At 68.6% G+C, this 24,221-nt stretch carries 22 protein-coding genes; 3 read left to right on the forward strand and 19 right to left on the reverse strand.

Going from position 1 to position 24,221, the window contains the following annotated elements; translation table 11 throughout:
• Window positions 1-1,080 carry an L-idonate 5-dehydrogenase gene (locus ACTJLF_RS29870; protein ID WP_354412603.1) on the reverse strand — a complete coding sequence of 360 codons (1,080 nt, stop codon included), beginning with the start codon at window positions 1,078-1,080 and terminating at the stop codon, window positions 1-3.
• A 36-nt stretch (window positions 1,081-1,116) separates the two neighbouring features.
• On the reverse strand, window positions 1,117-2,070 hold the full coding sequence (locus ACTJLF_RS29875; RefSeq protein WP_440884492.1) for a 2-hydroxyacid dehydrogenase: 954 nt from the start codon (window positions 2,068-2,070) through the stop codon (window positions 1,117-1,119).
• Window positions 2,071-2,211: 141 nt separating this feature from the next.
• On the opposite strand from ACTJLF_RS29875, the gene ACTJLF_RS29880 reads away from it, so the two are divergent.
• Genes ACTJLF_RS29880 through ACTJLF_RS29890 form a run of 3 tightly spaced genes read left to right on the forward strand, consistent with a single transcriptional unit; the run spans window position 2,212 to window position 4,317 of the window.
• The gene (locus ACTJLF_RS29880) at window positions 2,212-2,973 is read left to right on the forward strand and encodes an SDR family oxidoreductase (RefSeq protein ID WP_019657882.1); all 762 of its coding nucleotides are present in this window, start codon (window positions 2,212-2,214) and stop codon (window positions 2,971-2,973) included.
• Window positions 2,974-3,020: 47 nt separating this feature from the next.
• Window positions 3,021-3,923, forward strand: coding sequence for an NAD(P)-dependent oxidoreductase (locus tag ACTJLF_RS29885; protein ID WP_440884493.1), 903 nt, complete (start codon window positions 3,021-3,023; stop codon window positions 3,921-3,923).
• Between the two features lie 52 nt (window positions 3,924-3,975).
• The gene (locus ACTJLF_RS29890) at window positions 3,976-4,317 is read left to right on the forward strand and encodes a hypothetical protein (protein ID WP_126183193.1); all 342 of its coding nucleotides are present in this window, start codon (window positions 3,976-3,978) and stop codon (window positions 4,315-4,317) included.
• Here the strand turns inward: ACTJLF_RS29890 and ACTJLF_RS29895 are convergent.
• The 17 genes from ACTJLF_RS29895 to flhD all read right to left on the reverse strand — a co-directional run bounded on the left by ACTJLF_RS29895 (window position 4,280) and on the right by flhD (window position 24,054).
• Window positions 4,280-6,262: a glycoside hydrolase family 15 protein gene (locus ACTJLF_RS29895; protein WP_145760795.1), complete on the reverse strand. Its 1,983-nt coding sequence runs from the start codon at window positions 6,260-6,262 to the stop codon at window positions 4,280-4,282. The two genes, ACTJLF_RS29890 and ACTJLF_RS29895, sit on opposite strands and share 38 nt — an antisense overlap.
• A gap of 119 nt (window positions 6,263-6,381) precedes the next feature.
• Window positions 6,382-7,116, reverse strand: a complete 735-nt coding sequence (locus ACTJLF_RS29900) for an RNA polymerase sigma factor FliA (RefSeq protein ID WP_026346769.1) — start codon at window positions 7,114-7,116, stop codon at window positions 6,382-6,384.
• Between the two features lie 43 nt (window positions 7,117-7,159).
• A complete protein-coding gene (locus tag ACTJLF_RS29905; protein WP_416491444.1) occupies window positions 7,160-7,981 on the reverse strand; it encodes a MinD/ParA family ATP-binding protein in 822 nt (273 codons plus the stop codon).
• Between the two features lie 10 nt (window positions 7,982-7,991).
• Entirely contained in the window at window positions 7,992-10,535 is a 2,544-nt protein-coding gene (gene flhF / locus ACTJLF_RS29910; RefSeq protein WP_440884494.1) for a flagellar biosynthesis protein FlhF, read from the reverse strand.
• Between the two features lie 20 nt (window positions 10,536-10,555).
• Window positions 10,556-12,658 (reverse strand): flagellar biosynthesis protein FlhA, encoded by a 2,103-nt coding sequence (gene flhA / locus ACTJLF_RS29915; protein ID WP_354412592.1) that lies wholly within the window; start codon window positions 12,656-12,658, stop codon window positions 10,556-10,558.
• On the reverse strand, window positions 12,655-13,812 hold the full coding sequence (flhB, locus tag ACTJLF_RS29920; protein ID WP_019657890.1) for a flagellar biosynthesis protein FlhB: 1,158 nt from the start codon (window positions 13,810-13,812) through the stop codon (window positions 12,655-12,657). Before flhB ends, flhA begins: the two co-directional genes overlap by 4 nt.
• 198 nt (window positions 13,813-14,010) lie before the next feature.
• The gene (gene cheZ / locus ACTJLF_RS29925; protein ID WP_019657891.1) at window positions 14,011-14,655 is read right to left on the reverse strand and encodes a protein phosphatase CheZ; all 645 of its coding nucleotides are present in this window, start codon (window positions 14,653-14,655) and stop codon (window positions 14,011-14,013) included.
• A gap of 1 nt (window position 14,656) precedes the next feature.
• The gene (gene cheY / locus ACTJLF_RS29930) at window positions 14,657-15,055 is read right to left on the reverse strand and encodes a chemotaxis response regulator CheY (RefSeq protein ID WP_019657892.1); all 399 of its coding nucleotides are present in this window, start codon (window positions 15,053-15,055) and stop codon (window positions 14,657-14,659) included.
• A 34-nt stretch (window positions 15,056-15,089) separates the two neighbouring features.
• Entirely contained in the window at window positions 15,090-16,175 is a 1,086-nt protein-coding gene (locus ACTJLF_RS29935) for a protein-glutamate methylesterase/protein-glutamine glutaminase (RefSeq protein WP_126183189.1), read from the reverse strand.
• A complete protein-coding gene (cheD, locus tag ACTJLF_RS29940) occupies window positions 16,172-16,822 on the reverse strand; it encodes a chemoreceptor glutamine deamidase CheD (RefSeq protein WP_440884495.1) in 651 nt (216 codons plus the stop codon). The genes ACTJLF_RS29935 and cheD overlap by 4 nt, the downstream gene beginning before the upstream one ends.
• Window positions 16,819-17,655 (reverse strand): CheR family methyltransferase, encoded by an 837-nt coding sequence (locus ACTJLF_RS29945; RefSeq protein WP_184606267.1) that lies wholly within the window; start codon window positions 17,653-17,655, stop codon window positions 16,819-16,821. Before ACTJLF_RS29945 ends, cheD begins: the two co-directional genes overlap by 4 nt.
• 99 nt (window positions 17,656-17,754) lie before the next feature.
• A complete protein-coding gene (locus ACTJLF_RS29950; RefSeq protein WP_440884496.1) occupies window positions 17,755-19,077 on the reverse strand; it encodes an EAL and HDOD domain-containing protein in 1,323 nt (440 codons plus the stop codon).
• Between the two features lie 20 nt (window positions 19,078-19,097).
• Complete coding sequence (gene cheA, locus ACTJLF_RS29955; protein ID WP_440884497.1) at window positions 19,098-21,206, reverse strand: chemotaxis protein CheA; 2,109 nt, start codon at window positions 21,204-21,206, stop codon at window positions 19,098-19,100.
• Window positions 21,207-21,260: 54 nt separating this feature from the next.
• Entirely contained in the window at window positions 21,261-22,139 is an 879-nt protein-coding gene (gene motB / locus ACTJLF_RS29960; protein ID WP_019657898.1) for a flagellar motor protein MotB, read from the reverse strand.
• A gap of 33 nt (window positions 22,140-22,172) precedes the next feature.
• Window positions 22,173-23,033 carry a flagellar motor stator protein MotA gene (gene motA / locus ACTJLF_RS29965; RefSeq protein ID WP_019657899.1) on the reverse strand — a complete coding sequence of 287 codons (861 nt, stop codon included), beginning with the start codon at window positions 23,031-23,033 and terminating at the stop codon, window positions 22,173-22,175.
• 74 nt (window positions 23,034-23,107) lie between these two features.
• A complete protein-coding gene (gene flhC / locus ACTJLF_RS29970) occupies window positions 23,108-23,695 on the reverse strand; it encodes a flagellar transcriptional regulator FlhC (RefSeq protein ID WP_019657900.1) in 588 nt (195 codons plus the stop codon).
• Window positions 23,692-24,054 carry a flagellar transcriptional regulator FlhD gene (flhD, locus tag ACTJLF_RS29975; protein WP_019657901.1) on the reverse strand — a complete coding sequence of 121 codons (363 nt, stop codon included), beginning with the start codon at window positions 24,052-24,054 and terminating at the stop codon, window positions 23,692-23,694. The genes flhC and flhD overlap by 4 nt, the downstream gene beginning before the upstream one ends.
• Between the last annotated feature and the right edge of the window lie 167 nt (window positions 24,055-24,221).

Consider the following 24,221-nt stretch of genomic DNA (forward strand, 5'->3'; position numbering starts at 1 on the left):
TCAGGCGGCGACGGCTTCCGCCTGTGCCGCATCTCCCGCGAAGTCGATCAGCACCTTCATCGCCTTGCGCCTGTCGCTCGCCAGCTCGAAGGCCTGGCGCGCCTGCAGCATCGGGAATGTGTGCGACACCACCGGGGAAAGGTCGACGCGCCCTTCGTTGATGAGCTTCACCGCCAGCGCGAACTCGGCATGGAAGCGGAACGAGCCGCAGATGCTGAGCTCCTTCGCCACCACCATGTTCTGCGGAATGCTCACGTCGCCGCCCAGGCCGAGCTGCACGACCACGCCGCGCGGGCGCATCACCTCCAGGCCGTCGCGCAGCGCGCGCTCGTTGCCGGAGCATTCGAGCATCACGTCGAAGGTTCCCTTGTCGGCCGAGTAGCGCGAGACCCAGCCCTTGTCCTGCGCGACGTTGATCGCGTTGTCGGCGCCCATCGCGCGGGCGATGGCCAGCGGCTCGTCGACCACGTCGGTGGCCGTGATCTCGGCCGCGCCGTGCGCGCGCGCCGCCGCGATGGCGAGCACGCCGATCGGCCCGCAGCCCGACACCAGCACGCGCCTGCCCAGCAGCGGCCCCGCGCGAGACACGCCATGCAGCCCCACCGAGAACGGCTCGGCCAGCGCGGCCAGCCGCAGCGGCACGTGGTCGGCCACCTTCACGCATTGCGTGGCCTCGCACAGCAGCATGTTGCGGAACGCGCCCTGCACGTGCGGCGTGCGCATCGCGCTGCCGTAGAAGCGCATGTCCAGGCACTGGTTGGGCAGGCCCTCCAGGCAGAACTTGCAGGCGCCGCAGGGGCGGCTCGGGTTGACGGCCACCTTGTCGCCGATGCGCACGCTCTCCACGCCGGGCGCCACGGCCACCACGGTGCCGGCCACCTCGTGGCCCAGCACCATCGGCTCCTTGATGCGCACGGTGCCGAAGCCGCCGTTGTGGAAGTAATGCAGGTCGGAGCCGCAGATGCCGCCCATTGCGACCTTCACCAGCACCTGGCCGGGGCCGATCTCGCCGGCGTCCTGCTCGTCCAGGCGCAGGTCGTCGGGGGCGTGGATCACGAGGCACATGCAACGCAGGCGCATGGTTCTTCTTCCTTCTCTCTCTGTCGGTGTCAGGTGTCAGGCGACGGGGGTGATCAGGGGACGGCCCGCGAAGTGGGCCTCGAGGTTGCGGCGCACCAGTTCACCCATGGCGCGGCGCGTCTGCTCGGTGCCGCTGCCATGGTGCGGCGTGAGCACCACGTTGTCGAGCGCGGCGAAGCGCGGGTCGATGCGCGGCTCGTTGAGGAACACGTCGAGCCCGGCGCCAGCGATGGTGCGCGTCTGCAGCGCCTGCAGCAGCGCGCCTTCGTCGACGGTGGTGCCGCGCGACACGTTCACCAGCAAGCCCCTGGGCCCCAGCGCGCGCAGCACCTCGGCATCGACGATGCCGCGCGTGGCCTCGCCGCCGGGCAGGATGACGACGAGCACGTCGCACCATTCGGCCATCGCGGCCAGGCTGGCGAAGTGGCGGTGCGGGCTCTCCGCCTTCGGCGTGCGGCTGAAGTAGCCCACTTCGACGTCGAAACCCGAGAGCCGCCGCGCGATGGTGCTGCCGATGCGGCCGAAACCCGCGATGCCGATGCGCTGGCCGAAGACGCGCGTGGCCAGGGGCATGGCGGCATCGGCCCATGCGCCGCTTCGCACGAAGCGGTCGCCTTCCGATATGCGCCGCTGCACCGCGAGCATCAGGCCCACCGCGAGATCGGCCACGTCGCCGTTGAGCACGTCGGGCGTGTTGGTCACGCGGATGCCGCGCGCGCGGCAGGCGGCGAGGTCGATGGCGTCGGTGCCCACGCCGTAGCAGGCGACCAGCTCCAGCTTCGGCAGCGCCGCGATGAGCTCGGCGCCCGCGCCCAGTTCGCCGCGTGTGGCGATCGCGCGGATGTCGGCCGCGTGTTCGGCGATGAAGGCCTGCCGGTCGGCCGCCTCCCAGAGCCGATGGATCGTGTAGGCCTCGCGCATGGGCGCCATGTCCCATTCAGGGTAGGTGCCCGGCATCAGGACGTGCGGGGATGCGGGGGTGGTGGTCAATCGCGGTCCTTCACGGTCTTCGAAGATACCGGTAACTTTAACCATGACATAGAGCTGGGAGAACTCAGGTTTTACCCGTTGACGCAAGCAAAAGATACCGGTAACTTATCCTCAAAGTCTGTCACGCACCAGGAAATTGCCTTGAAACTGTTCGACCTCTCCGGGCGCACCGCCCTCGTCACCGGCTCCAGCAAGGGCATCGGCTTCGCGCTGGCCGGCGCGCTCGGCAATGCGGGCGCCCGCGTCGTGCTCAATGCGCGTGACGCCGCCTCGCTCGCCGCGGCGCGGGATGCGCTGCGCGCCAGGGGCATCGCGGCCGAGGCCAGGGCCTTCGACGTGACCGACGCTGAGGCCGTGGAAGCCGGCGTGGCCGGCATCGAGGCCGAGGTCGGGCCGATCGACATCCTCGTCAACAACGCCGGCATGCAGCATCGCGGGCCCTTCGCCGAGTTTCCGGTGGATGCATGGCACAAGATCACCACCACCAACATCGACAGCGTGTTCCTGGTGGGACGCGCGGTCGCGCAGCGCATGATCGAACGCAGGCGCGGCAAGATCATCAACGTGTGCTCGGTGCAGAGCGAGCTGGGCCGCCCGGGCATCGCGCCCTACGCCGCCACCAAGGGCGCGGTGAAGATGCTCACCAAGGGCATGGCGATCGACCTCGGCAAGCACGGCATCCAGGTCAACGGCCTGGGACCGGGCTACTTCAAGACCGAACTCACGCAGGCGCTGGTGGCCGACGAGGCCTTCACCGCATGGCTCTCGGGCCGCACGCCCGCAGGCCGCTGGGGCGACGTGGAAGAGCTGGGCGGAGCGGCCATCTTCCTCGCCTCCGACGCATCGAGCTTCGTCAACGGCCACATCCTGTACGTGGATGGCGGCATCACCGCGAGCCTGTAGCACCGTGCCGCGCACCCGCACCGGCCAGCCATGAAAGCCTTCGCATGATGAAGACCTCCGCCCCGGCGACACGCGTGGCCGTGATCGGCGTCGGCATCATGGGCTCGACCATCTCGCGCCGGCTCCTCGAATGCGGCCATCGCGTGAGCGTGTTCGACCTCGACGCCGCCAAGGTCGCGGCGCTCGCCGAGCACGGAGCGGCGGCTGCCGCCACGGCACGCGAGGCAGCAGCCGCGAGCGACTTCGTCATCACCAGCCTCAACTCGGCCGCGGTGGTGGAGCGCGCCATCTTCGGCGACGACGGCATCGCCGCCGCCACGCCCGCCGACCCGCAGCGGCTGCTGATCGACATGTCGTCCATCGACCCGCCTTCCACGCGCCGGCTCGCGCAGTCGCTGCGCGAGCGCACGGGCATGGGCTTCGTCGATGCGCCGCTTTCCGGCGGCGCGCCCAAGGCGCTGCTCGGCCAGCTCACGGTGATGGCCGGCGGCAGCGCCGAAGACGTGCAGCGCGCACGCGCGGTGATGGACAGCCTGTGCGCCAACTACACGCACATGGGCGCGAGCGGCGCAGGCCAGACGACCAAGCTGGTCAACCAGCTGCTGTGCGCCATCGGCTTCCAGGCCGTGGCGGAAGCGGTGCGGCTGGCCGAGGCTGGCGGCGTCGATGCCTCGAAGCTGCCCGCCGCGCTGGCCGGCGGGCGCGCCGACAGCCAGATCCTGCGCGAGTTCGGTCCCAGGATGGCCGCGCGCGACTACACGCCCACCGGCCGCATCGACAACATGCTCAAGGATCTGGAGGCGGTGCAGGCCTTCTCGCAGGACCAGCGCCTGCCGCTGCCGCTGGCGGGCGCCGTCTCGGAACTGCACCGCACCTTCGTCGCGGCCGGACTCGGCGCGCGGGACACGGCCGAGATGATGCGGCAGTTCAGCGGCTACGAGCGCGGCTGAATCGCCGTCGCCTCGCCATCACACCGACACGACACAGGAAGGAAGAGAAGCCATGTTCATCCGCTGCGCGTTCTTCAGGGGCCGGGTCAAGGCCGGCATGGAAGAAGCCTTCGACCGCCACGTGCACGACAAGCTGGTGCCGCTGTGGACCCGCTTTCCCGGCGCGCTCGAAGTGCGCGTGCTTCGTCAGCTCGAAAGCGACGTGAGCGACCCCGAGCTCGCGATGGTGCTGTCGATCCGCTATGCAAGCCGCGAGGACATCGCCCGCGCGCTCGAATCGCCGGTGCGCCACGAAAGCCGCGAAGTCTCGAAGAAGCTCTTCGAGATGTTCGACGGCACGGTCTTCCACACCGTGTTCAGCGCGCAGGAGTTCGCGCTCGCGAACGCTTCCTGACGGGGGCCTTCTCTTCGGGCTCAGGTCCGGGCCTGCCTTCGGCCTTCCCCGCGCGCTTCGGCGCTGTCTTCCTTTTCTTCTTCACCACTGACGCCTTGCCGTCGAGGTCCGCCAGCTCCCACACGCCGCCGGCCGCCGACGCCAGCGCGTGCGCGCTGTTGATCAGCCCGATGTGCGAGAAGGCCTGCGGAAAGTTGCCCAGCTGCCGCTGCGCGACCGGGTCGTATTCCTCGGCGAAGAGGCCCAGGTCGTTGCCCAGCGCGAGCAGGCGCCGAAAGAGCGCGCGCGCCTTGCGCACCTTGCCCATGGCCACGTAGACGTTCGCCAGCCAGAAGCTGCACGCCAGGAACGCGCCCTCGCCGCCGCCGAGGCCATCGACGCCCGTCTCGGTGCGATAGCGGTACACCAGCCCGTGGAAGACAAGCTCCTTCTCCACGCGCGCGACCGTACCCTGCACGCGCTCGTCGTGGATCGGCAGGAAGCCGATCAGCGGCATCCACAGCAGCGCCGCGTCCACGGTGTCGGCGCCGTAGAACTGCACGAAGGAATTGCTCGCCGCGTCGTAGCCGCGCGCGCAGACCTCGGCATGGATCTCGTCGCGCGCCGCGCGCCAGAGGTCGATGGGGCCTTCGAGCCCGAACTCGGTGGCGCTCGCGATCACGCGGTCGAAGGCCAGCCAGCACATGATCTTGGAATGCACGAAGTGCCGCGGCTCGCCGCGCACCTCCCACAGGCTGCAGTCGGGCTCGCGCCAGAGCTCCAGCAGCTGCTTCGCGATCGCACGCTCCAGCGGCCAAAGCTTGTCCATGTCGGCCAGCCCCGCCTTGCGCGCCGCGTGGAAGGCCGCGATGACCGATCCGTAGACGTCGAGCTGGCGCTGGTCGTGCGCGCCGTTGCCGATGCGCACCGGGCGGCTGTCCTCGTAGCCGCGCAGCCAGCCCAGCTCCAGCTCTGTGAGCGAGCGTTCGCCGTGCAGGCCGTACATCACCTGCAGTTCCTCGGGCGAGCCGCCCACCGCGCGCATCAGCCACCAGCGCCATGCGCTGGCCTCCTCCACGTAGCCGGAGCCGATCAGCGCGTACAGCGTGAGCGCCGCATCGCGCAGCCAGCAGAAGCGGTAGTCCCAGTTGCGCTCGCCGCCGGGCAGCTCGGGCAGCGACGTGGTCGGCGCCGCGACGATGCCGCCGGTGGGTTCGTAGGTCAGCGCCTTGAGGGTGAGCAGCGAGCGCATCACCGGTTCGCGGAACTCGCCGAAGTAGCCGCAGCGCTCGGTCCAGGCGCTCCATTCGGCGACCGTGCGCGCCAGCAGCGCATTGGCGTCGCGCGTCACCGGCGGCTTCAGGTGCGAGGGAAACCAGTCGAGGCTGAACGCGATGGACTGCCCCGCCGACACATCGAAGTCGGCGAAGCTCGCGAAGTTCTCGTTGACCAGTGGCACGCCGGAGCTGATGCGCACCGAGTCCGGGCCGGCAGTGGCGAACACCGCGCCGTCGCGCCGCTCCATCCACGGACACCATTCGCCGTAGTTGAAACGGATGCGGAACTCGGTGTGCATGCCGACCGTGCCGCGCAGGCCGCGCACGATGCGCACCACCTCGTGGGTGCCGTCGATCGCAGGCCTGGGCATGAAGTCGGTGACGAGCGCAACGCCGGTGGCGGTGCGTATCGTGGTCTCCAGCACCACGGTGCCGGGCAGGTAGCGCCGCGAGATCCGCGCCTTGCGGTCGCGTGCGCGCATGCTCCAGTGGCCGTTGCGCTCGTCGCCCAGCAGGCTGGCGAACATCGCTGCGGAGTCGAAGCGCGGCAGGCACAGCCATTCGATGTCGCCGCCGCGGTGCACCAGCGCCGAACTGTGGGTCGAGCCGATGAGCGCGTACTCGCCGATGGGGCGGCTCGCCTGCAGCCTGGAGGTGGATCGAGAGTGTTGCTTTCGGTTCTTTGCCAAGCCTGCGAGAGTGCCCACCCGCGCGAGCGGCTTTCGCCAGATGATGGCGCGCCTTGCTGACGGACAAAACCTGATCGCTGGCGCCGACGACCCCGGCACGGCGTAGGTGCGGCAAGGCCCTAGAGCACGTCCTTGAGCTTCGCGCGCAGCCTGCTGATCGCCTGGCTGTGCAGCTGGCACACGCGGGACTGGCTCACCTCGAGAATGGCGCCGATCTCGCGCAGATTCAGCTCCTCCTCGTAGTAGAGGTTCAGCAGCAGCTGGTCGCGCTCGGGCAGCGCTGCGATGGCGTCCACCAGCTGGTGGCGAAAGCCGCTTTCGAGCAGCTGCTCCAGCGGGTCGTCGCTGCTGCGGCGATCCTTGCGCGCGTCCTGCGAGTGGCTGTCGAGGAAGCCGTTGTCGGCGTCGTCCTTGGAGAAGTCCTCGACGTACAGCAGCTGGCAGCCCTGGATCTCCTGCAGCAGCGACTGGTAGGCCTCGATGTCCATCTTCAGCTCCTTGGCGATCTCCCCCTCGGTGGGAGCTCGCCCGAGCTTGTGGCCCAGCGCCTGCATCGCCTTCTCGATGCCGCGCGCCGACTGGCGCAGGCCGCGCGAGCCCCAGTCGGCGGCGCGCAGCTCGTCGAGCATGGCGCCGCGTATGCGCTGGCTGACGAAAGTCTCGAACTGCGCGCCCCGGTTGTCCTGGTAGCGCGCCGATGCGTCCAGCAGGCCGAGCATGCCGGCCTGGATCAGGTCGTCCAGCTCCACGCTGGCCGGCAGCTTCGCCATCATCTGCAGCGCGATGCGGCGCACCAGCGGCTGGTGCTGCGCGAGCAGGTGCGATTTCTCGATGGTTCCTTGTGCGGTGTACATGGCCGTGCGTGCGTCCTTCATTCCTCGGTGGGGCGCGGGCGGCTCATGCCGCGGCCTGCAGCGGTGCCGGCTCGGGCCACGGCCACCGGTCCATCTCGCCGGCGGCGCGGCGGAAGTCGACCGCCGCATCGCTCGCGGGAAAGGCCTCGGCGATGGTCTTCTTCAGCCGCCATGCGTCCGCCACGAGCGGGTCGAAACGCACCGAGCCCGCAGGCTGCAGCGACAACGCCAGGTAACGGCTGCCCGCCTGGGCGAGGTTGTTCATGATCTGGCGAGCGGCCTGCGCGTCCACCACGTTGTTGAGCAGGAAGCGCATCTGTTGCAGGCCATGGGTGTGGTGCAGGCGCTTGATGCCTGCGTAGGCCGAGGTGACCGAGGCGGGGTGCGGCTGCAGCACCAGCAGCAGGTCGTCGGCGCCGAGCGCGAGCGGCGACAGCCGGCCTTCGGCATCGAAGGCGGCGTCGATGACGACCACGCCGTCGTGCCAGAACCTGCGCGGATCGATCGCGCTGCCGCCGGCCTCATTCGCCGCTTCATGCGACGCGCTGCGCACCGCCGTCAGCACGTGCACGCCGCAGGCCACGCGCACCTCGGCACCGTCCAGCGCCAGACGCCCGCGCGCCACGTCGGCCAGGCTGCCGGGCGGATCGATGTCCCACACCTCGCACGCCGAACCGTCGGCACGGCGATGCTCGTCCAGCAGCAGGACGTTGCGGCCCTGCCCCGCGAGCGCCACCGCGAAGTTCATCGCGGCGGTGGTGCCGCCGGCACCGGGGCCCATGCCGGCCACCGCGACCACGCGCGCCTTCGTCGGCGCGAGCAGGCGCCGGAGGCCGTCCGCCTGATCCGCAACCAGCTTGTTCATCGCTGCACCCTCAATCCTGCCGCTCCAGCTTCTGCGGCTGCTCCAGCGCGCGGGGCGGCTGCACAGGCGCGGTCGATTCGGTGCCGAGCGCGTCCAGCAGCAGGAAGAGCTTGCCCATGCCCGCACTGAGCGCACTGCCGCTCATGGCGCGGCCGTTGCGCGCCGGGCGGCCGGTGAGCTGGCCCATCAGCGCGCGCGCACGGTCGGCCCATTCGCCTTCGGCCTGCAGCAGGCGCCACACGGTGGCGGTCATCTGGCCGGCGATCAGCAGCCGCTTCATGATGTCGGGGTCGCCGAGCTCGCCGATGCCGCCCACCAGCTGCACGCCGTCGCGCAGCAGGCGGAAGCAGGGCTCGGCGTCCTGCGCCCAGCCCATCCATCGGGCCAGCTGCTGCGCGGGGACCTCCGTGCCGATGTTCGAGAGCGCATGGCTCAGCGCCAGCAGGTTGCCGCTGCGCGCATCGACGATCCGCGTGGCGACGCAGCGCAGCGCCGGCATCTCGTCGCGCGCGATGCCCGCGGCCATGGCCGCGGCGTTGAAGCGCAGCACCACGTCGACCTGTGCTTCTGCGAGCAGTGCGGCCTTGCCGCGGAAGCGCACGGGCCGGCCCTCGCCGAACTCGAAGTCCATGCGCGCGAGCGTGTCGGGCGAGCCGGTGCGCGAGTCGATCACGGCCGTGGAACCCGGCGCGCGCGCCAGCCAGCGCTGGCCCGCGGCCTGCCACTGCACCATGGCCTCGATGCCGGGCAGCCGCGTCAGCAGGTGGACCATCGGGCGATGGCCCAGGTCCTGCTGGCGCAGCCAGGGCACCTGGCGTGCGCCGGGCTTGCGCGCCGCATCCTTCGCGCCGCGCGTGGCCGCCGTCGAGAGCCACTGGTTGGGCGCCGCCATCGGCAGGCCGGTGCGGTCCGACAGCAGCAGGCTGCCGTGGCATTCGTAGGCATCGCCGCCTTCGTTCGAGCGCAGGCCCACCTGCCCGCACAGCGCGAGCACGTAGTTCTCGCAGCCGGCGGCCACCTCGCTGCGCGCGTGCACCAGCAGGTCTTGCAGCACCACCTTCTGGCCCGCCTCCTCGTCGGTGGCCTGGCGCCACAACGAACGCGCCCGCTCGAAGCCGATCTGTGCGCCGGCCAGGGCGCTCGCGGTGGTGGCGAGCTCCTGCGCGTCGTGCGCCATCGCGCGGATCAGGTTCTGGTACTTCAGGCGCAGCAGGTCGGTCTCGCCCTGGGCCTTCTGCACCGCGTGCTGCGAGGCGGCGCCCGAAGCGGCTTCTTCCTGCAGGTCGCTCTCGGCGGGCACGAAAAGCGGGCTGTGCTGGCGCGGCTGGAAGACGCTGTCCACCAACTGCGCGCGGTCGGCCTGCATCAGGTTCTCGGGCACCTTCTGGCCGCTGGAGATGTAGTGCACCGGCAGGCGGTGGCGGATCACGGTGTCGATCAGCGCGCCCGGGTGCGTGGCCTCGTCCACCTTGGTGAAGATGCAGCCGGCGAGTTCGTTGCCGTGGCGGTAGGCGTGCACCACCTCGTTGAGCGTGTCGCCGTGGCTGGTGGCGTTGAGCAGCAGCAGCTTCTTCACCGGCCGCGGGCTCTGGCCCAGCATGGCGATCTGCTCGGGCACGGCGCGGTCGCGCTGGCTCATGCCGACGGTGTCGATCAGCACCATGTGCTTCTCGCGCAGGTCGCGCAGCACGAGGTGCAGGTCCGCGGCGTCCTTCACCGCGTACACCGGCACGTTCAGGATCTGGCCGTAGATGCGCAGCTGCTCGTAGGCGCCGATCCGGTAGCTGTCGGTGGTCACCAGCGCGAGCTTGTCGGCACCGAAGCGCATCACGCAGCGCGCGGCCAGCTTGGCGGTGGTGGTGGTCTTGCCCACGCCGGTAGGGCCCATCAGCGCATAGACGCCGCCCTCGGCGAACAGGGCGTCCTCGTCCTCATGCACGGGCACCGCGCGGATGAGTTCCGATCGCACGTAGGCCATGCCTTCGGCATAGGTGCGGCCGGTGGGCAGCTTCTCGAGCATGGCCTTCGACAGGCGCGCGCTGAAGCCCGCGCCCAGCAGCGTGCGCAGCAGGCGGCCGCGCACCGGGTCGCGGCGCTGCCTGTCGTTCCACACCACGCTGGCGAGCTGCTCCTCGATCATGCCGCGCATGGAGTGCAGCTCTTCGAGCACCGTGTCGGCAGGTGCCGCAGCGGGTGCTGCGGCTGCCGTGATGGGAGGGACCGGTGCGACCGGAACGGCGGATGCGACGGGTGCCGGCGCCGAAGGCATCGGCATCGCACGCGCGACCGGTGCCAGCGCCGGTGGCTGTACCGAGACTGGTGCAGCAACCGGTGCCACAGGCGCCGCGGCGACCGCCGCCGCCACGGGCTGCGCAGGCGCACTGCCCTGCTGCACCACGCCCTGCACCTCTCCCTCGACCATCGCGACGATCTCCACGCCTTGCGCCGTGACGCGGTGCGAGAGCACGATGGCGTCGGCGCCCAGCGCCTCCCTCACCAGTCGCAGGGTTTCGCGGCTGGTGGCCGCGACGAATTTGCGCGCAGTGGTGCGCACGTCTGTCTGTTGGTGGGAATTCAACCTCGTCCTCCGATGGCGGTGGTGACCTTGATGGTTCGGGAATCAGGAATCTCTGCGTGCGAAAGCACCTTGAGCTGCGGCAGGCTGCGCCGCAGGAAGCGCGACAGCAGCACCCGCAGCGAGTGCTGCACGACCAGCACGGGCGCGAGGCCCATCTGCTCCTGGCGGGTGATGGCCGCCTGTGCCTGGCGCAGCAGGTTGTCGGCGATGCCGGGCTCGATGCCGCTGCTGTTGGTCAGCGCCTGCTGCAGCACGGCGTCGAGCGAGCCGTCCAGGCCGATGACCTGCATCTCGCTGTCGCCCGGGAAGAGCTGCTGCGTGATCGCACGGCCCAGGGCCAGGCGCGTGAGCGTGGTGAGTTCGGTGGGGTCCTTGACGGTCGGCGCGTGCTCGGCCATCACGTCGAGGATGGTGCGCATGTCGCGGATCGGCACTTCCTCGTCGAGCAGGTTCTGCAGCACCTTGTGCAGCGTGCTGAGCGACAGCACCTTCGGCACCAGGTCTTCGGTGAGCTTGGGCGCGGTCTTGGCGATCTGGTCGAGCAGCTGCTGCACCTCCTGGCGGCCCAGCAGCTCCGCGGCGTGGGTCTGGATGAGGTGGTTCAGGTGCGTAGCCATCACGGTGCAGGCATCGACCACCGTGTAGCCGTAAACCTGCGCCTGCTGCCGCAGGCTCGCGTCGATCCAGGTCGCGGGAAGGCCGAAGGCCGGATCGCGCGTGGGCGTGCCGGGCAGCGTGCCGCTGACCTGCCCCGGGTTGATGGCCATCCACTGGTTGGGGTAGGCCTCGCCGCGGCCGATCTCCACGTCCTTCAGCGTGATGACGTAGGTGTTGGGCTTGATCTCCAGGTTGTCGCGGATGTGCACCACCGGCACCAGGAAGCCCACTTCCTGCGCGATCTTCTTGCGGATGCTCTTGATGCGGCCCAGCAGCTCGCCCTGCTGCGACTGGTCCACCAGCGGGATGAGCCGGTAGCCGACCTGCATGCCCAGCGGGTCGACCATGGCCACGTCGTCCCACGTCGCCTCGGCCGTCTCGGCGGAAGACGCGGCGATGTTCGCGGCCTGAGCGGCTGCGGCTTCCTGCGCGGCCTGCTGCTTCGGCTTGCGCTGCAGCAGCCCGCGGCCCAGCCACACCAGGCCGCCCGCGATCAGCAGGAAGGCCAGGTTCGGCATGCCCGGGATCATGCCCAGCAGGCCGACGATGCCGGCCGTGAGGAACAGCACCTGCGGGTTGGAGAAGAGCTGGCCCGTGAGCTGGCTGCCCACGTCCTCGTCGGTGGTCACGCGCGAGACGATCACGCCGGCTGCGGTGGAGATCACCAGCGCCGGGATCTGCGCGACCAGGCCGTCGCCGATGGCCAGCAGCGTGTAGGTCTTGCCCGCGGTGGAGAAGTCCAGCCCGTGCTGCACCATGCCCACCACCAGGCCGCCGATGATGTTGATCACCATGATCAGCAGGCCCGCGATGGCGTCGCCGCGCACGAACTTGCTGGCACCGTCCATCGAGCCGTAGAAGTCGGCCTCCTGCGCCACTTCCTGGCGGCGCTTGCGGGCGACGTCCTCGCCGATCAGGCCTGCGTTGAGGTCGGCGTCGATGGCCATCTGCTTGCCCGGCATCGCGTCGAGCATGAAGCGCGCGCCCACCTCGGCGATGCGCCCCGCGCCCTTGGTGATCACCATGAAGTTGATGAGCACGAGGATGATGAACACCATCACGCCCACCGCGAAGTTGCCGCCCACGAGGAAGTGCCCGAAGGCCTCGATCACCTTGCCCGCCGCGTCGGCGCCGGTGTGGCCGTTCATCAGCACCACGCGCGTGGAGGCCACGTTCAGCGACAGGCGCAGCAGCGTGGAGAACAGCAGCACCGCCGGGAAGGCCGCGAAGTCCAGCGCCTTCATCGTGTACATGCTCACCAGCAGAACCATCACCGACATGGCGATGTTGAAGGTGAACAGCAGGTCGAGCAGGAATGGCGGCAGCGGCAGCACCATCATGCTCAGGATCATGATGATGAGGATCGGCCCGGCCAGCCCCTTGAGCTGCGAGCCCGGGAAGAAGCGCGCGGGCATGCGCATCAGGTTTGTCATCGCGTTCATGCGGCTTGCTCAGCCGCATCGGCGGCGCTGTATTGAAGGTCTGCGGGAACCGGGAGATCGGTGGGCGTGCGCGGCGCTTCGCCGCCTTCGGCCTTCCAGCGCCGAAGCTGGTAGACCCAGGCCAGCACTTCGGCCACGGCGGTATAGAGGCCGGCGGGAATCTCGTCGCCCAGCTTCGTGTGCCTGTAGAGCGAGCGCGCGAGCGGCGGCGCCTCGAGGATTGCCACCTTGTGCTCCTTGGCCAGCTCGCGGATGCGTGCGGCCACGAGTTCGGTGCCCTTGGCCACCACGCGCGGCGCGCGCATGCCGCCTTCCTGGTACTTGAGCGCGACGGCGAAGTGCGTCGGGTTGGTCAGCACGATGTCCGCCTTGGGCACCTCGGACATCATCCGGCGGCGCGCCATCTGCTGCTGCTGGCGGCGGATCGCGGCCTTGATGTGCGGATCGCCTTCGCTTTCCTTGTGCTCCTGGCGCACGTCCTCGCGCGACATCCGCAGCTTGCGGTAGTAGCTCCAGAGCTGGAAGGGCACGTCGATCAGCGCCACCAGGAAGAGCGTGGCCGCGATCAGCACGCAGTGCTTGGCCACCAGCACCAGCGCATGCGGCAGCGCGTACTCGGCGGGTTGCGCCATCAGGGCCATCAGCGTGCCGATGTCGCGCGACACCACCCACCAGGCCACGCCGCCGATGAGCGTCGACTTGGCCAGCGCCTTGAGCAGCTCGGCGAGCGACTGCGAGGAGAACATGCGGCCGATGCCGGCCAGCGGATTGAGCTTGCCGAAGTTCGGCGCCACCGACTTGGTGGAGAAGAGCCAGCCGCCGAGCATCATCGGCGCGACCACGGCGGCGACGATCATCATCGCGAACATCGGTCCGATGGCGCCCAGCGCCTGCATGGACATCAGCCCGGTGCGGGCCAGCATGTAGTGGGGATCGAAGGCGCTGGCGCGATCGAACTGCAGGCCCATTCGCAGCGCGCCGTTCATGCTCGTGCCGAGCGACTCCGACGCGAGCCACAGGCCGGCGCAGGCCGTGCCCAGCATCACGAAAGTGGTGAGTTCGCGCGAACGGGCTACGTTGCCTTCCTCGCGGGCCTTTTCGAGGCGCCGCTCGGAGGCGGGTTCCGTTTTTTCGAGATCGCTTTCCTCAGCCATTCATGCTCCGAACCAGCACTGGCGAAGTACGCCTTGCTCATGGCCAAATTATTGGATTCGGCCCCCCGGAACAATCTGTCGATCAGGACCCTGATAGCCCTGCAGTTCGGACAATAGAACTAAGGAGGAAAGGAAAGGAGGAAGGGAGAGGGATGGGAACGAGGCAGAGGGCCCGACGGGCCCTCCCCGGTCGCGGGATCAGAAGCCGAGGCTCTCCAGCAGGTCGTCGACCTGTGCCTGGTTGGTCACGGCATCGGGGTTGCCGGGCTTGATCTGCGGGCCGTTCTGCAGGCTCTGCGTGGCCTCGTGGCGCTTCTCGGGCGCGGAGTTGTCGATCAGCACCTGCAGCAGCTGCGTCTCGACGTCGTTGACCACTTCCATCATCTTCTTGATGACCTGGCCGGTGAGGTCCTGGAAGTCCTGCGCCATCAGGATCTCCATGAGCTGCGTGTTGATCGCGCTCGCGCGCTCGGGCACGCCGTCGAGATAGCCACGGGTGTCGAGCACGAGCTCACGGGCATGGTCGAGCTCGATGGGGTTCTTGAACCACTCGTCCCAGCGCTTGCTCAGGCCCTTGGCGTCGGTGGCCAGCGCCTCCTGCAGCGGCTGCGCCACGTCGATCGCGTTGAGCGCGCGGTGCGCCGCGCGCTCGGTGGTCTCGGCCACGTAGCTCAGGCGGTCGCGCGCATCCGGAATGGCCTGCGCCGCCCTGGCCACCTGCTTGTCGAGGCCCAGCTCGCGCAGGCCTTCGCGCAGCTGGCGCGTGAGCTGGCCGATGCGGCCCAGGATCTCTTCGGTGGTGTTGTTGACCGGCTCTGCGGCCAAAGAAGTGTTCTGGCTCATGTCACGCCGCTTCCTTTGCGAGCTTTTCGAAGATCTTGGTGATCTTTTCCTCGAGCGTGGCGGCTGTGAAGGGCTTGACCACGTAGCCGTTCGCGCCGGCCTGCGCCGCCGCGACGATGTTCTCCTTCTTGGCCTCGGCCGTGACCATCAGCACCGGCAGCTTCTTGAGCTCGGGGTCGGCGCGGATGGTCTGCAGCATGGTCAGGCCGTCCATGTTGGGCATGTTCCAGTCCGAAACCACGAAGCCGAAGTTGCCTCCGCGCAGCTTCTCGATGCCGGCGGCGCCGTCCTCGGCCTCGTCCACGTTGTGGAACTCCAGCTCCTTCAACAGGTTGCGCACGATGCGGCGCATGGTCGGGAAGTCGTCCACAACCAGGATTTTGATGCTCTTGTCGATCACGATATTTCCAACTCCAAGGTCGTTTTCTTTTCTCTCAAACTCGGTTCGTACGTTCACCGAACGTGCGAAGGTGCGCCAGCACGCGGCGGCTGACTTCCGACAGGGGCGACACGTCGTCCACCGCGCCCAAAGCGATGGCCTCGCGCGGCATGCCGAAGACCACGCAGCTGGCTTCGTCCTGCGCCAGCGTGTGGGCGCCGGCGCGACGCATGCGAAGCAGGCCCTCGGCACCGTCCTTGCCCATGCCGGTGAGGATGATCCCGATGGCGTTCTTGCCCGCGTGCTTCGCGGCCGAATCGAACAGCACGTCGATGGACGGACGGTGGCGGTTCACCGGCGGCTCCTGGTCGAGGTGCGCCACGTAGTTGGCACCGCTGCGCGCGAGCGACAGGTGGAAGCCGCCCGGCGCGATGTAGGCATAGCCCGGCAGCACGCGTTCGCCGTGCTCGGCTTCCTTCACGTTGATGCGGCACAGGCCGTCCAGGCGCTGCGCGAACGAGCGCGTGAAGCCCGCGGGCATGTGCTGCGCGATCATCACGGCTGGCGAATCGGGCGGCAGCGGCTGCAGCACCTCGCGGATGGCCTCGGTGCCGCCGGTGGAGGCGCCGATGATGATGAGCTTCTCGGTACTCAGCAGCGGGCTGCGCAGCAGCGACTCCTGCGGCGCCTCGCCGCCCGGCCGCGCCGCGGCGGCGCTCCTCGCGGGCAGCAGGCGCGCGCTGGCGGCGGTGCGGATCTTGCCGGTGATCAGCTCGGTGTAGTTGAGCAGGCCGTCGCGCACGCCCAGGCGCGGCTTGGTCACGAAGTCGATGGCGCCCAGCTCGAGCGCGCGCAGCGCGATCTCGGAGCCGCGCTCGGTCAGGGACGACACCATGACCACCGGCATGGGCCGAAGCCGCATGAGTTTTTCGAGGAACTCCAGCCCGTCCATGCGCGGCATTTCCACGTCGAGCGTGAGCACGTCGGGGTTGGTGACCTTGATGAGGTCGCGCGCCACCAGCGGATCGGCGGCCGTGCCCACCACCGTCATGTCGGACTGGCTGTTGATGATCTCCGTCATCACGCTGCGGATGAGCGCCGAGTCGTCGACGCACAGCACCTTGATTTTCTTGCTGCTCACTGTTTGCCCTTGTTGTTGTATTCGGGGGCGTGCGCGGTGCGCTGGCCGGAGAGCCTGCGCAGCAGCTCGCCCTCCTCGCGCTGCACCTGACTCACCTCGGTCTGCGCGCGCAGCTTGCGCACGATGGCCTTTCCTGTCGCCGGCACGAAGCAAACGCGGCGCGCATGCGGCCCGCGCAGGTCCTGCGCGGCGACCTCGATGCGCTCGTTGCCCAGGTAGCGCAGCACGAAGTCGGCATTGCGGTCGCCGATGTTGAGCGTGGTCATGTTGGCCAGCACCGCGCCGCCGCCGAACACCTTGGCCTTGAGCCGGTCGCGGCGCGCGCCGGCGCGCACCAGCTCCCGGATCAGCACGTCCATGGCGTAGGTGCCGTAGCGCATCGACTCGGTCGCATCGCGCGTGCCGACGGCAGCGCCCGCCTCGCCATCGTCGGGCAGCATGAAGTGGTTCATGCCGGCCACGCCGGCCTCGCGGTCGTGCAGGCATGCGGCCACGCACGAGCCAAGCACCGTGCTGAGCGCGGTGTTGCTCGAAGTCACGTAGTACTCCGAGGGCAGCAGCTTCACGGCCATCATGCCGACGTCGCGGTCGAAGTAGTGATGGCTGGCCACCGAACCCGGGGCCGCCGCGCTGGAGGCCGCGCTCATGAGGAAGCACCCGCCGCGCGCGGGCGCGCCAGTTCGTACACGGTCTGCCCCAGCGGCCGGAAGGCCTGGTTGACGAGCGAGGCGTTCTCCGAATGTCCGGCGAACAGCAGCCCGTCGGGCTTGAGCAGCGGCGCGAAGCGGTCGAGCACCTTCTTCTGCGTCGGCTTGTCGAAATAGATCATCACGTTGCGGCAGAAGATCGCATCCACCGGCTCCTTCACCGACCAGGCGCTGTCGAGCAGGTTCAGCCGCGAGAACTTCACGATCGCCGCCACTTCGGGACGCACGCGCACCTTGCCCGCGTTCGAGCCGGTGCCCTTGTTGAAGAAGCGCCGCAGCCGCTCGGGCGCAAGCCTTCGCACCTGCTCGGTGGTGAAGACGCCGGTGGCGGCCTTGGCCAGCACCGCGGTGTCGATGTCGGTGGCGATCACGCGCGAGGCGGCCGCCTTGTCGCCCAGGGCCTCCATCAGCGTGATGGCGATCGAATAGGGCTCCTCGCCCGTCGATGCCGCCGCGCACCACACGGTGACGGGCTGCTTCGCCTTGCGCACGTGCTCGGCCAGCGTCGGGAAGTGGTGCGCCTCGCGGAAGAACGAGGTGAGGTTGGTGGTCAGCGAATTGATGAAGAGCTGCCACTCGTCGCCGTCCTGGCGCTGTTCGAGCCAGTCGAGGTACGAGGCGAAGTCGGGCACCTGCAGTTCCCTCAGCCGGCGCGAGAGCCGGCTGTAGACCATCTGCCGCTTCTGTTCGCCCAGCGCGATGCCCGCGCGACGGTGGATCAGCGTCCGTATGCGCGAGAAATCGTGGTCGGTGAAATGGAACTCGGTCGTCACGGCCAGCCTGGAAGCTTGGCTTTCAATGTACATAGCGCCCACCGTTTCCAATGGGTCGATCAGACGCGCGAATGCCCCGCACTTCGGGCCGCCTTTGCGTCATGGTCCAGCCGCAGCCGGGCTCGCCTCCTGCGCCCACACGAGCGCGGAGAGCTGGGCGGCATTGACCTGCGCCGGGCTCAGGAACAACGCCTCCGACAGGCGCGCGGCCTGCCCGTCGTCGAGCTCGCAGCTCTCGGCCAGCGCCACGAAGGGGCCGTACAGCCCCCCGCGCGACAGAATGGCCTGCTGCACCGCCTCGGTGAGCTGCACCTTGCGCAGCACGCCTTCCATCGAGACGCCCAGCAACTGGTCGAGCAGCGAGAACATGCCGGCCACGAACAGGTTGTCGGCCTCGCTGGCCGGCAGCATGCCCTGCCCCACCAGTTCGACGAAGCGGCCGCGCAGGATCGCCTTCTTCATCATGTAGGGCGAACCCGCCTTGTTGCTGGTGGCCAGCAGCAGCGATAGCCATCGGTACAGCGGCGAGTAGCCGAGCATGGCCACCGCGTGGCGCAGCGAGTGGATCTCCACCGCCATGCCCACCGCGGGCGAGTTGATGTAGCGCAGCAGCCGGTAGGTGAGCGCGGCGTCGTGCTTGAGGGCGGCCTCGATGACGCGCAGGTCTTCGTTGCGCTGGAGCATCTGCATCAGCTGCACGATCAGCAGCGATTCGGGCTGCAGCGCGTCTTCGGTCTCGAGCACCGGCGGGTTGCGGAAGGCGCCGTCGACGAACACGTTCACGCGCAGCGCGGCGCAGGCGTCGAACTGCTTCCAGTCCTCGACGCGCGAGGCGACGAGCTCGACCGGCCGATGGCCCAGCTGCTCGTCGCGACGCAGCCGCGCGACGGTGTCGGCGGCGTTGGCGCCGACCTCGAGGTGCGTGACGATGGAGCGCAGCTCCGGGTCCTCGGGCAGCTCGGTGCCGCCGCACTGCATGAATCCGAAGCCCTGCTCGCGCAGGAACAGCAGGATGGAGCGCAGATCGGCATCCATCAACTCTTCGGCGCGCATGCACAGCACGACCTGCTGCGGCGGCAGCGACTGCAGCTCGCTCTGGAAGAGCGCATCGACCGTCACGTCGACGAAGAGCAGCTGCGAACCCAGCAGCCAGCCTTCTCCCTCGGGATTGAGGTGCATGGCAAGCGTGTCCATGAGCGCCTTGACGCCCGCGGCACCGGACGCGCCGGACACAGCCGATTCGGCAGGCGCAGCGCCCGCGGCGCGCCAGGCCATGCGATAGCCGATCACGCGACGCTGCGCGTCGAGCAGCATCGAATAGGTCAGGTGGCCTTCGCAGCCGGCTTCCGGCTGCGCGGAAGCGCCCGCATCGGCGCCGGCTTCTTCCCCTTCGGAAGAACGACGGAAGAAATCAAAGCGCATTCAGCTGTCTCCGTCGGGTGTCACAGCGCAATGGCGTCCGTCCTTCGGGCCGCGCCCGCGAGCGCGGCCGCGCTCGCGGCCTGCGCGCGCTGGATGCGCGGCATGGCGCCCACGTCGATGATGAAGGCCACGCTGCCGTCGCCGAGGATGGTCGCGGCGGAGATGCCGGGTACCTTGCGATAGTTGGTCTCGAGGTTCTTCACCACCACCTGGTGCTGGCCGAGCAGCTCGTCCACCAGCAGCGCGAAGCGGCTGTCGTCGGCCTGCACGATCACCAGGATGCCCTGCGTGGGATGCGTCTGCGCACCCGCCACGTCGAACACGCGGTGCAGCTCGATCAGCGGCAGGTATTCGCCGCGCACGCGGATCACGTGGCCGTCGGCGGTGATGGAATGCAGGTGCTCGGGCAGCGGCTGCAGCGACTCGATGACATAGCTCAGCGGCAGGATGTAGGCCTCGCTGCCCACCTTGACCGACATGCCGTTCAGGATGGCCAGCGTCAGCGGCAGCACGATGCGGGTGGTGGTGCCCTGCCCGCCGCGCGAGTGGATCTCCACGTGGCCGCCCATCTCCTGGATGTTGCGCTTGACCACGTCCATGCCCACGCCGCGGCCAGAGATGTCGGTGACCTGCTCCGCGGTGGAGAAACCCGGCGCGAAGATGAGCTGCCACACCTCCTCGTCGGGCATCGATTCGCTCACCGGCAGCCCCTGCTGCATGGCCTTGGCCAGGATGCGCTCGCGGTTGAGGCCCGCGCCGTCGTCGCTCACCTCGATCACGATGTTGCCGCCGTGGTGCTGCGCCGACAGCAGCAGCTGGCCGGTGGCGTCCTTGCCCTTGGCGGTGCGCACGTCGGGCGTCTCGATGCCATGGTCCAGGCTGTTGCGCACCAGGTGCGTGAGCGGATCGACGATGCGCTCGATCAGGCCCTTGTCGAGTTCGGTTTCCTTGCCGTAGGTGTCCAGGCGCACCTGCTTGCCCAGCTTGGCGCTCACGTCGCGGATGACGCGCGGGAAGCGGCTGAACACGTAGTCCATCGGCATCATGCGGATGGACATGACCGACTCCTGCAGGTCGCGCGCGTTGCGTTCAAGGTGGCCCAGGCCGCTGAGGAAGCGCTCGTAGGCCACCGGGTCGAGCATGGTCGCGGCCTGCGTGAGCATCGACTGGGTGATGACGAGCTCGCCCACGAGGTTGATGAGCTGGTCGACCTTCTCGACGTCGACGCGGATGGAGCTCGATTCCTTGCCCGCGGCAGAGGAAGCGGCGGCCGCGGAAGGTGCAGCGGGCGCGGCGGGTGCCGCGGCGGGAGAAGGCGCGGCCGGCGGCCTCGAGGCTTCGGCGGTGGGGGCGGCAACGGCTGCGGATGCAGCAGCCGGCGCCGGGGCGTCGACGGCAGCCGCGGAGACGGCTTCCTGCGTGATGTCGATCTGCGATTCGTCGATGACGAAGCAGCAGACCGCCACGATGTCGTCGGGCGCGCATGTGGTTTCGAGCAGCACGGTGAGCTGGTCGTTGCTGCGGGTGCGCGACAGCACCTTGCCGAGGTTGGCCAGCTCGCCTGTCAGGAGTTCGCATTCGCTCTCCGACAGCCGGGCGAAGCGTACGCGCAGCGCACCGCTGCCGGCTGCGGCATCGGCTGGGGCCGCTGCAGGCTCGGGAGCGGCCACCGGTGCGGGCGCAGGGGCCACGGCAGCAGGGGCCGGGGCCGGCGCAGGGGTCGGGGCCGCGGCGCTTGCGTCACCGCTTTCGAGCGCGAGTTGCTGAAGCACGCCGCAGATGTGCGCGACCATGTCGGGATCAGGCTCATTGCCGGCCTGGTAGGCGGTGAGTTGTTCTTGCAAGGCGTCCTTCGTTTCCAGGAATGCATCGATCATCCGGCCCGTCAGACGCAGCTGCCCATGGCGGGCGCGGTCCAGCAGCGACTCGAGTACGTGCGTGGTGTTGGTCAGGGCGGTGAAACCGAAAGTCGCTGCGCCGCCCTTGATGGAATGCGCCGCGCGGAATATGGCGTTGAGCTGCTCGCTGTCGGGTGCGTCGACGTCGAGCTCGAGCAGCAGCTGCTCCATCTCGGCAAGCAGTTCGATGGCTTCGACGAAGAAGGCTTGGGTGAATTGACTGAGGTCCATCGCTTGTCTTGAGGGTGTTTCTTGTTGTTGTGCGGTCCGCCGCCGTGCGCGCGCTCAGCCCGCCTTCGCGGTCGGCTTGCCGATGCGCAGCCCGCCGACGGGCTCCGCGCTGTTCTCGCGCTCGATGCGTTCCTGGGTGCGGTGGTTCAGCAGGATGATGCTGATGCGCCGGTTGATCGGGTTGCGCGGATCGGCCTTGTCCAGGTGCATGCTGTCGGCCAGGCCGATCACGCGCAGCACCTTGCCCTCGGTCATGCCGCCGGCCACGAGCTCGCGCCGCGATGCGTTGGCGCGGTCGGAAGACAGCTCCCAGTTGCCGTAGGAGCGGTCGTTGGTGTAGACGATCGCGTCGGTGTGGCCAGACAGCGTGATCTTGTTGGGCAGGCCGTTCAGCGCGGGAGCGAGCTCGCGCAGGATGGCGCGCATGTGCGGCACCACGCGCGCGCTGGCCAGCTCGAACATGGGGCGGTTCTCGGTGTCGACGATCTGCAGCCGCAGGCCCTCGGTGGTGATGTCGATGAGGATCTGCGAGCGGAACTGCTGGAAGACCGGACTCTTCTCGAGCAGCGCATCGAGCTTCTTCTTCATCTCGACCAGGCGGCTCGCATCGGCCTCGTCCTCGCTCGATGTCTCTGTGAGCCTGACCTCGCCTTCAGCGTGGACCGGATCGGCGCCCCCGCCGGGGATCATGCTGGTGCTGAGGCTGGACTTGTCGCCGCCGGTAAGCGCCACGCGCAGCGGCATGCGGAAGTGCTCGGCGATGCCTTCGCGCTGCTTGGTGCTGGAGATGGAGAGCAGCCACATCACGAGGAAGAAAGCCATCATGGCCGTCATGAAGTCGGCGTAGGCGATCTTCCAGCCGCCGCCATGGGCACCGCCGTGCTTGCCCTTGTGGACGTGCTTGAAGATGACCCTGGGCTTGTCGTCGCTCATGATGATCGATCGCTGCTTCCTGCGGCGCCCGCCTCAGCGGGCCTTGACCTCGCGGACGTGGTCGTCCAGCTCGGTGAAGGAGGGGCGCTCGGTCGAGAACAGCACCTTGCGGCCGAACTCGACCGCGAGCTGCGGCGCGTAGCCGTTGAGGTTGGCCAGCAGCGTGACCTTGGCGCACTGGTAGATCTTCATGCCCTCTTCCACCTTCTGCTCGATCAGCGAGGCCAGCGGCGAGACGAAGCCGTAGGCCAGCAGCACGCCGAGGAAGGTGCCCACCATCGCGTGCGCGATCAGCGCGCCCATCTCCGAGGGCGGCAGGTCGGCAGAGCCGAGGGCGTGCACCACGCCCATCACGGCGGCGACGATGCCCAGCGCGGGCAGCGCATCGCTCACGCGCGAGAGGCTGTGGCCGGGCACTTCGGCCTCGTGGCGGATGGTCTCGATCTCGTGGTCCATCAGCGCCTCGATCTCGTGGGCGTCGGTGTTGCCGCTGATGACCAGGCGCAGGTAGTCGCAAAGGAAGACGGTGATGCCCTCGTGCGCCAGGATGCCCGGATAGCGCATGAAGACCTCGCTCTGGGACGGGTCCTCGACGTCGGTCTCCAGCTTCATCATGCCTTCCTTGCGGGCCTTGGCGAGCAGCTCGTAAAGCAGCGCGAGCAGGTCCATGTAGAGCTGGCGGTTGTGCTTGGAGGTGCGCAGCAGCAGGGGCAGTTCCTTGATGGTGGCCCGGATGGTCTTGCCGTTGTTGCCGGCGATGAAGGCGCCCAGGGCGGAGCCGCCGATCATGAGCAGTTCGACCGGCTGGAACAGGACGCCGAAGTGCCCGCCCATGAGGCCGTAGCCACCGAAGACGGCACCGATCACCACGATGTATCCAACCAGAACCAGCACGCGCTTCCCCTCTCGCCCTCGGGCGTCGAATCAACAAAGCCCCCGGCGGCCGTGGCCGCGCGCGGGCACTTTTCCTAGACGGCGCCGCCGATGTCCATCACGGGCCCCACCGCGACCAGGCCGCCGCGCCGGCGCTCCGTCGCCTTGGGCTTGCGTGCCTTGCCCGCCCGCGAAGGCGGCCTGCACAGCACGCACACGTACCCGTTCTTGTTGTCGTGCGCATGGGCCACGAAATGCCCGCCGCAGCGGCAGCAGGTGCTCAGCTGCAGCATGTCGCTGTCGAAGAAGCGCACCATGGTCTCGGCGCGGGTGAAGTCGAGCACCACCTCGCCGCCGTTGGCCTCGACCTGCTGCGCATAGAGGCGATACGCCTTGATGAGCGCGGGCAGTTCGTTCTCGTCCGCCTCGTCGAGCATGAAGCGGTAGATGTTGTAGAACATCGACGAGTGGATGTTGGCCAGCCACGTCATGTACCAGTCGGTGGAGAACGGCAGCAGGCCCTTGGGCGGAGACACGCCCTTGAGCTCCTTGTAGAGGCGGATCAGCCGCTCGCGGCTGAGCGTGACCGCGGCCTCCAGGAACTGCAGGCGCGCACCGAGGCCGATCAGCTCGATCGCGAGCTGGACCTGCCGGACCTCGCCGAGGACGCTCTTGCTGGTCACGCTGCGCCCGCTCCGCGCATCGGCGCTTCGGACTGGCCCTGCGCCTGGCGCGCGGCCATCAGTATCGACATGTGCGCCTGCTGCAGCGCGGGCTCCTTGCCCTCGCCGACCACCGCGAACATCGGGCGGTCGTCCAGCCGGAAGCTGCACAGCAGGAAGTTGGACGCGGCCAGCTTCACGATCTGGCTGAGCGACATGTTCGCCAGCAGATCGGCCAGTTCACGGCCCACGCCGAGGCGGAACATGGCCTCGGCCCGGTCCTGCTTCACCAGCTTCTGCGCCAGCAGCATGTAGGCCAGATTTATCTCGCCGATTTCCCTCGAAATCACGCCGTTGGCGGTGATGTTGACGTTTTCCATGTCTGATCCCATTTCCGATTCAAAGCTCACTTCGTGCTCCTAACAATCGTGTATACATTATATACACAAAGTTTTACATGTTGAAGTGTTTTGTATGACAGCAGGACAAAAAAGGTAGGAAGGGTCTGACAAGAACGCCCTCACTCTCCAATGGAGGTGGCAGGTTT

Source organism: Variovorax sp. 22077 (assembly GCF_052044195.1).
GTDB lineage: Bacteria > Pseudomonadota > Gammaproteobacteria > Burkholderiales > Burkholderiaceae_C > Variovorax > Variovorax atrisoli.

What these genes read in the sequence shown, in the direction of transcription:
- ACTJLF_RS29870 (WP_354412603.1), bottom strand. Translation starts at nt 1,080, where the DNA reads ATGCGCCTGCGTTGCATGTGCCTCGTGATCCACGCCCCCGACGACCTG.
- ACTJLF_RS29885 (WP_440884493.1), top strand. Translation starts at nt 3,021, where the DNA reads ATGAAGACCTCCGCCCCGGCGACACGCGTGGCCGTGATCGGCGTCGGC.
- ACTJLF_RS29890 (WP_126183193.1), top strand. Translation starts at nt 3,976, where the DNA reads ATGTTCATCCGCTGCGCGTTCTTCAGGGGCCGGGTCAAGGCCGGCATG.
- ACTJLF_RS29900 (WP_026346769.1), bottom strand. Translation starts at nt 7,116, where the DNA reads ATGTACACCGCACAAGGAACCATCGAGAAATCGCACCTGCTCGCGCAG.
- ACTJLF_RS29905 (WP_416491444.1), bottom strand. Translation starts at nt 7,981, where the DNA reads ATGAACAAGCTGGTTGCGGATCAGGCGGACGGCCTCCGGCGCCTGCTC.
- flhA (WP_354412592.1), bottom strand. Translation starts at nt 12,658, where the DNA reads ATGAACGCGATGACAAACCTGATGCGCATGCCCGCGCGCTTCTTCCCG.
- flhB (WP_019657890.1), bottom strand. Translation starts at nt 13,812, where the DNA reads ATGGCTGAGGAAAGCGATCTCGAAAAAACGGAACCCGCCTCCGAGCGG.
- cheZ (WP_019657891.1), bottom strand. Translation starts at nt 14,655, where the DNA reads ATGAGCCAGAACACTTCTTTGGCCGCAGAGCCGGTCAACAACACCACC.
- cheD (WP_440884495.1), bottom strand. Translation starts at nt 16,822, where the DNA reads ATGAGCGCGGCCTCCAGCGCGGCGGCCCCGGGTTCGGTGGCCAGCCAT.
- ACTJLF_RS29950 (WP_440884496.1), bottom strand. Translation starts at nt 19,077, where the DNA reads ATGCGCTTTGATTTCTTCCGTCGTTCTTCCGAAGGGGAAGAAGCCGGC.
- cheA (WP_440884497.1), bottom strand. Translation starts at nt 21,206, where the DNA reads ATGGACCTCAGTCAATTCACCCAAGCCTTCTTCGTCGAAGCCATCGAA.
- motB (WP_019657898.1), bottom strand. Translation starts at nt 22,139, where the DNA reads ATGAGCGACGACAAGCCCAGGGTCATCTTCAAGCACGTCCACAAGGGC.
- flhD (WP_019657901.1), bottom strand. Translation starts at nt 24,054, where the DNA reads ATGGAAAACGTCAACATCACCGCCAACGGCGTGATTTCGAGGGAAATC.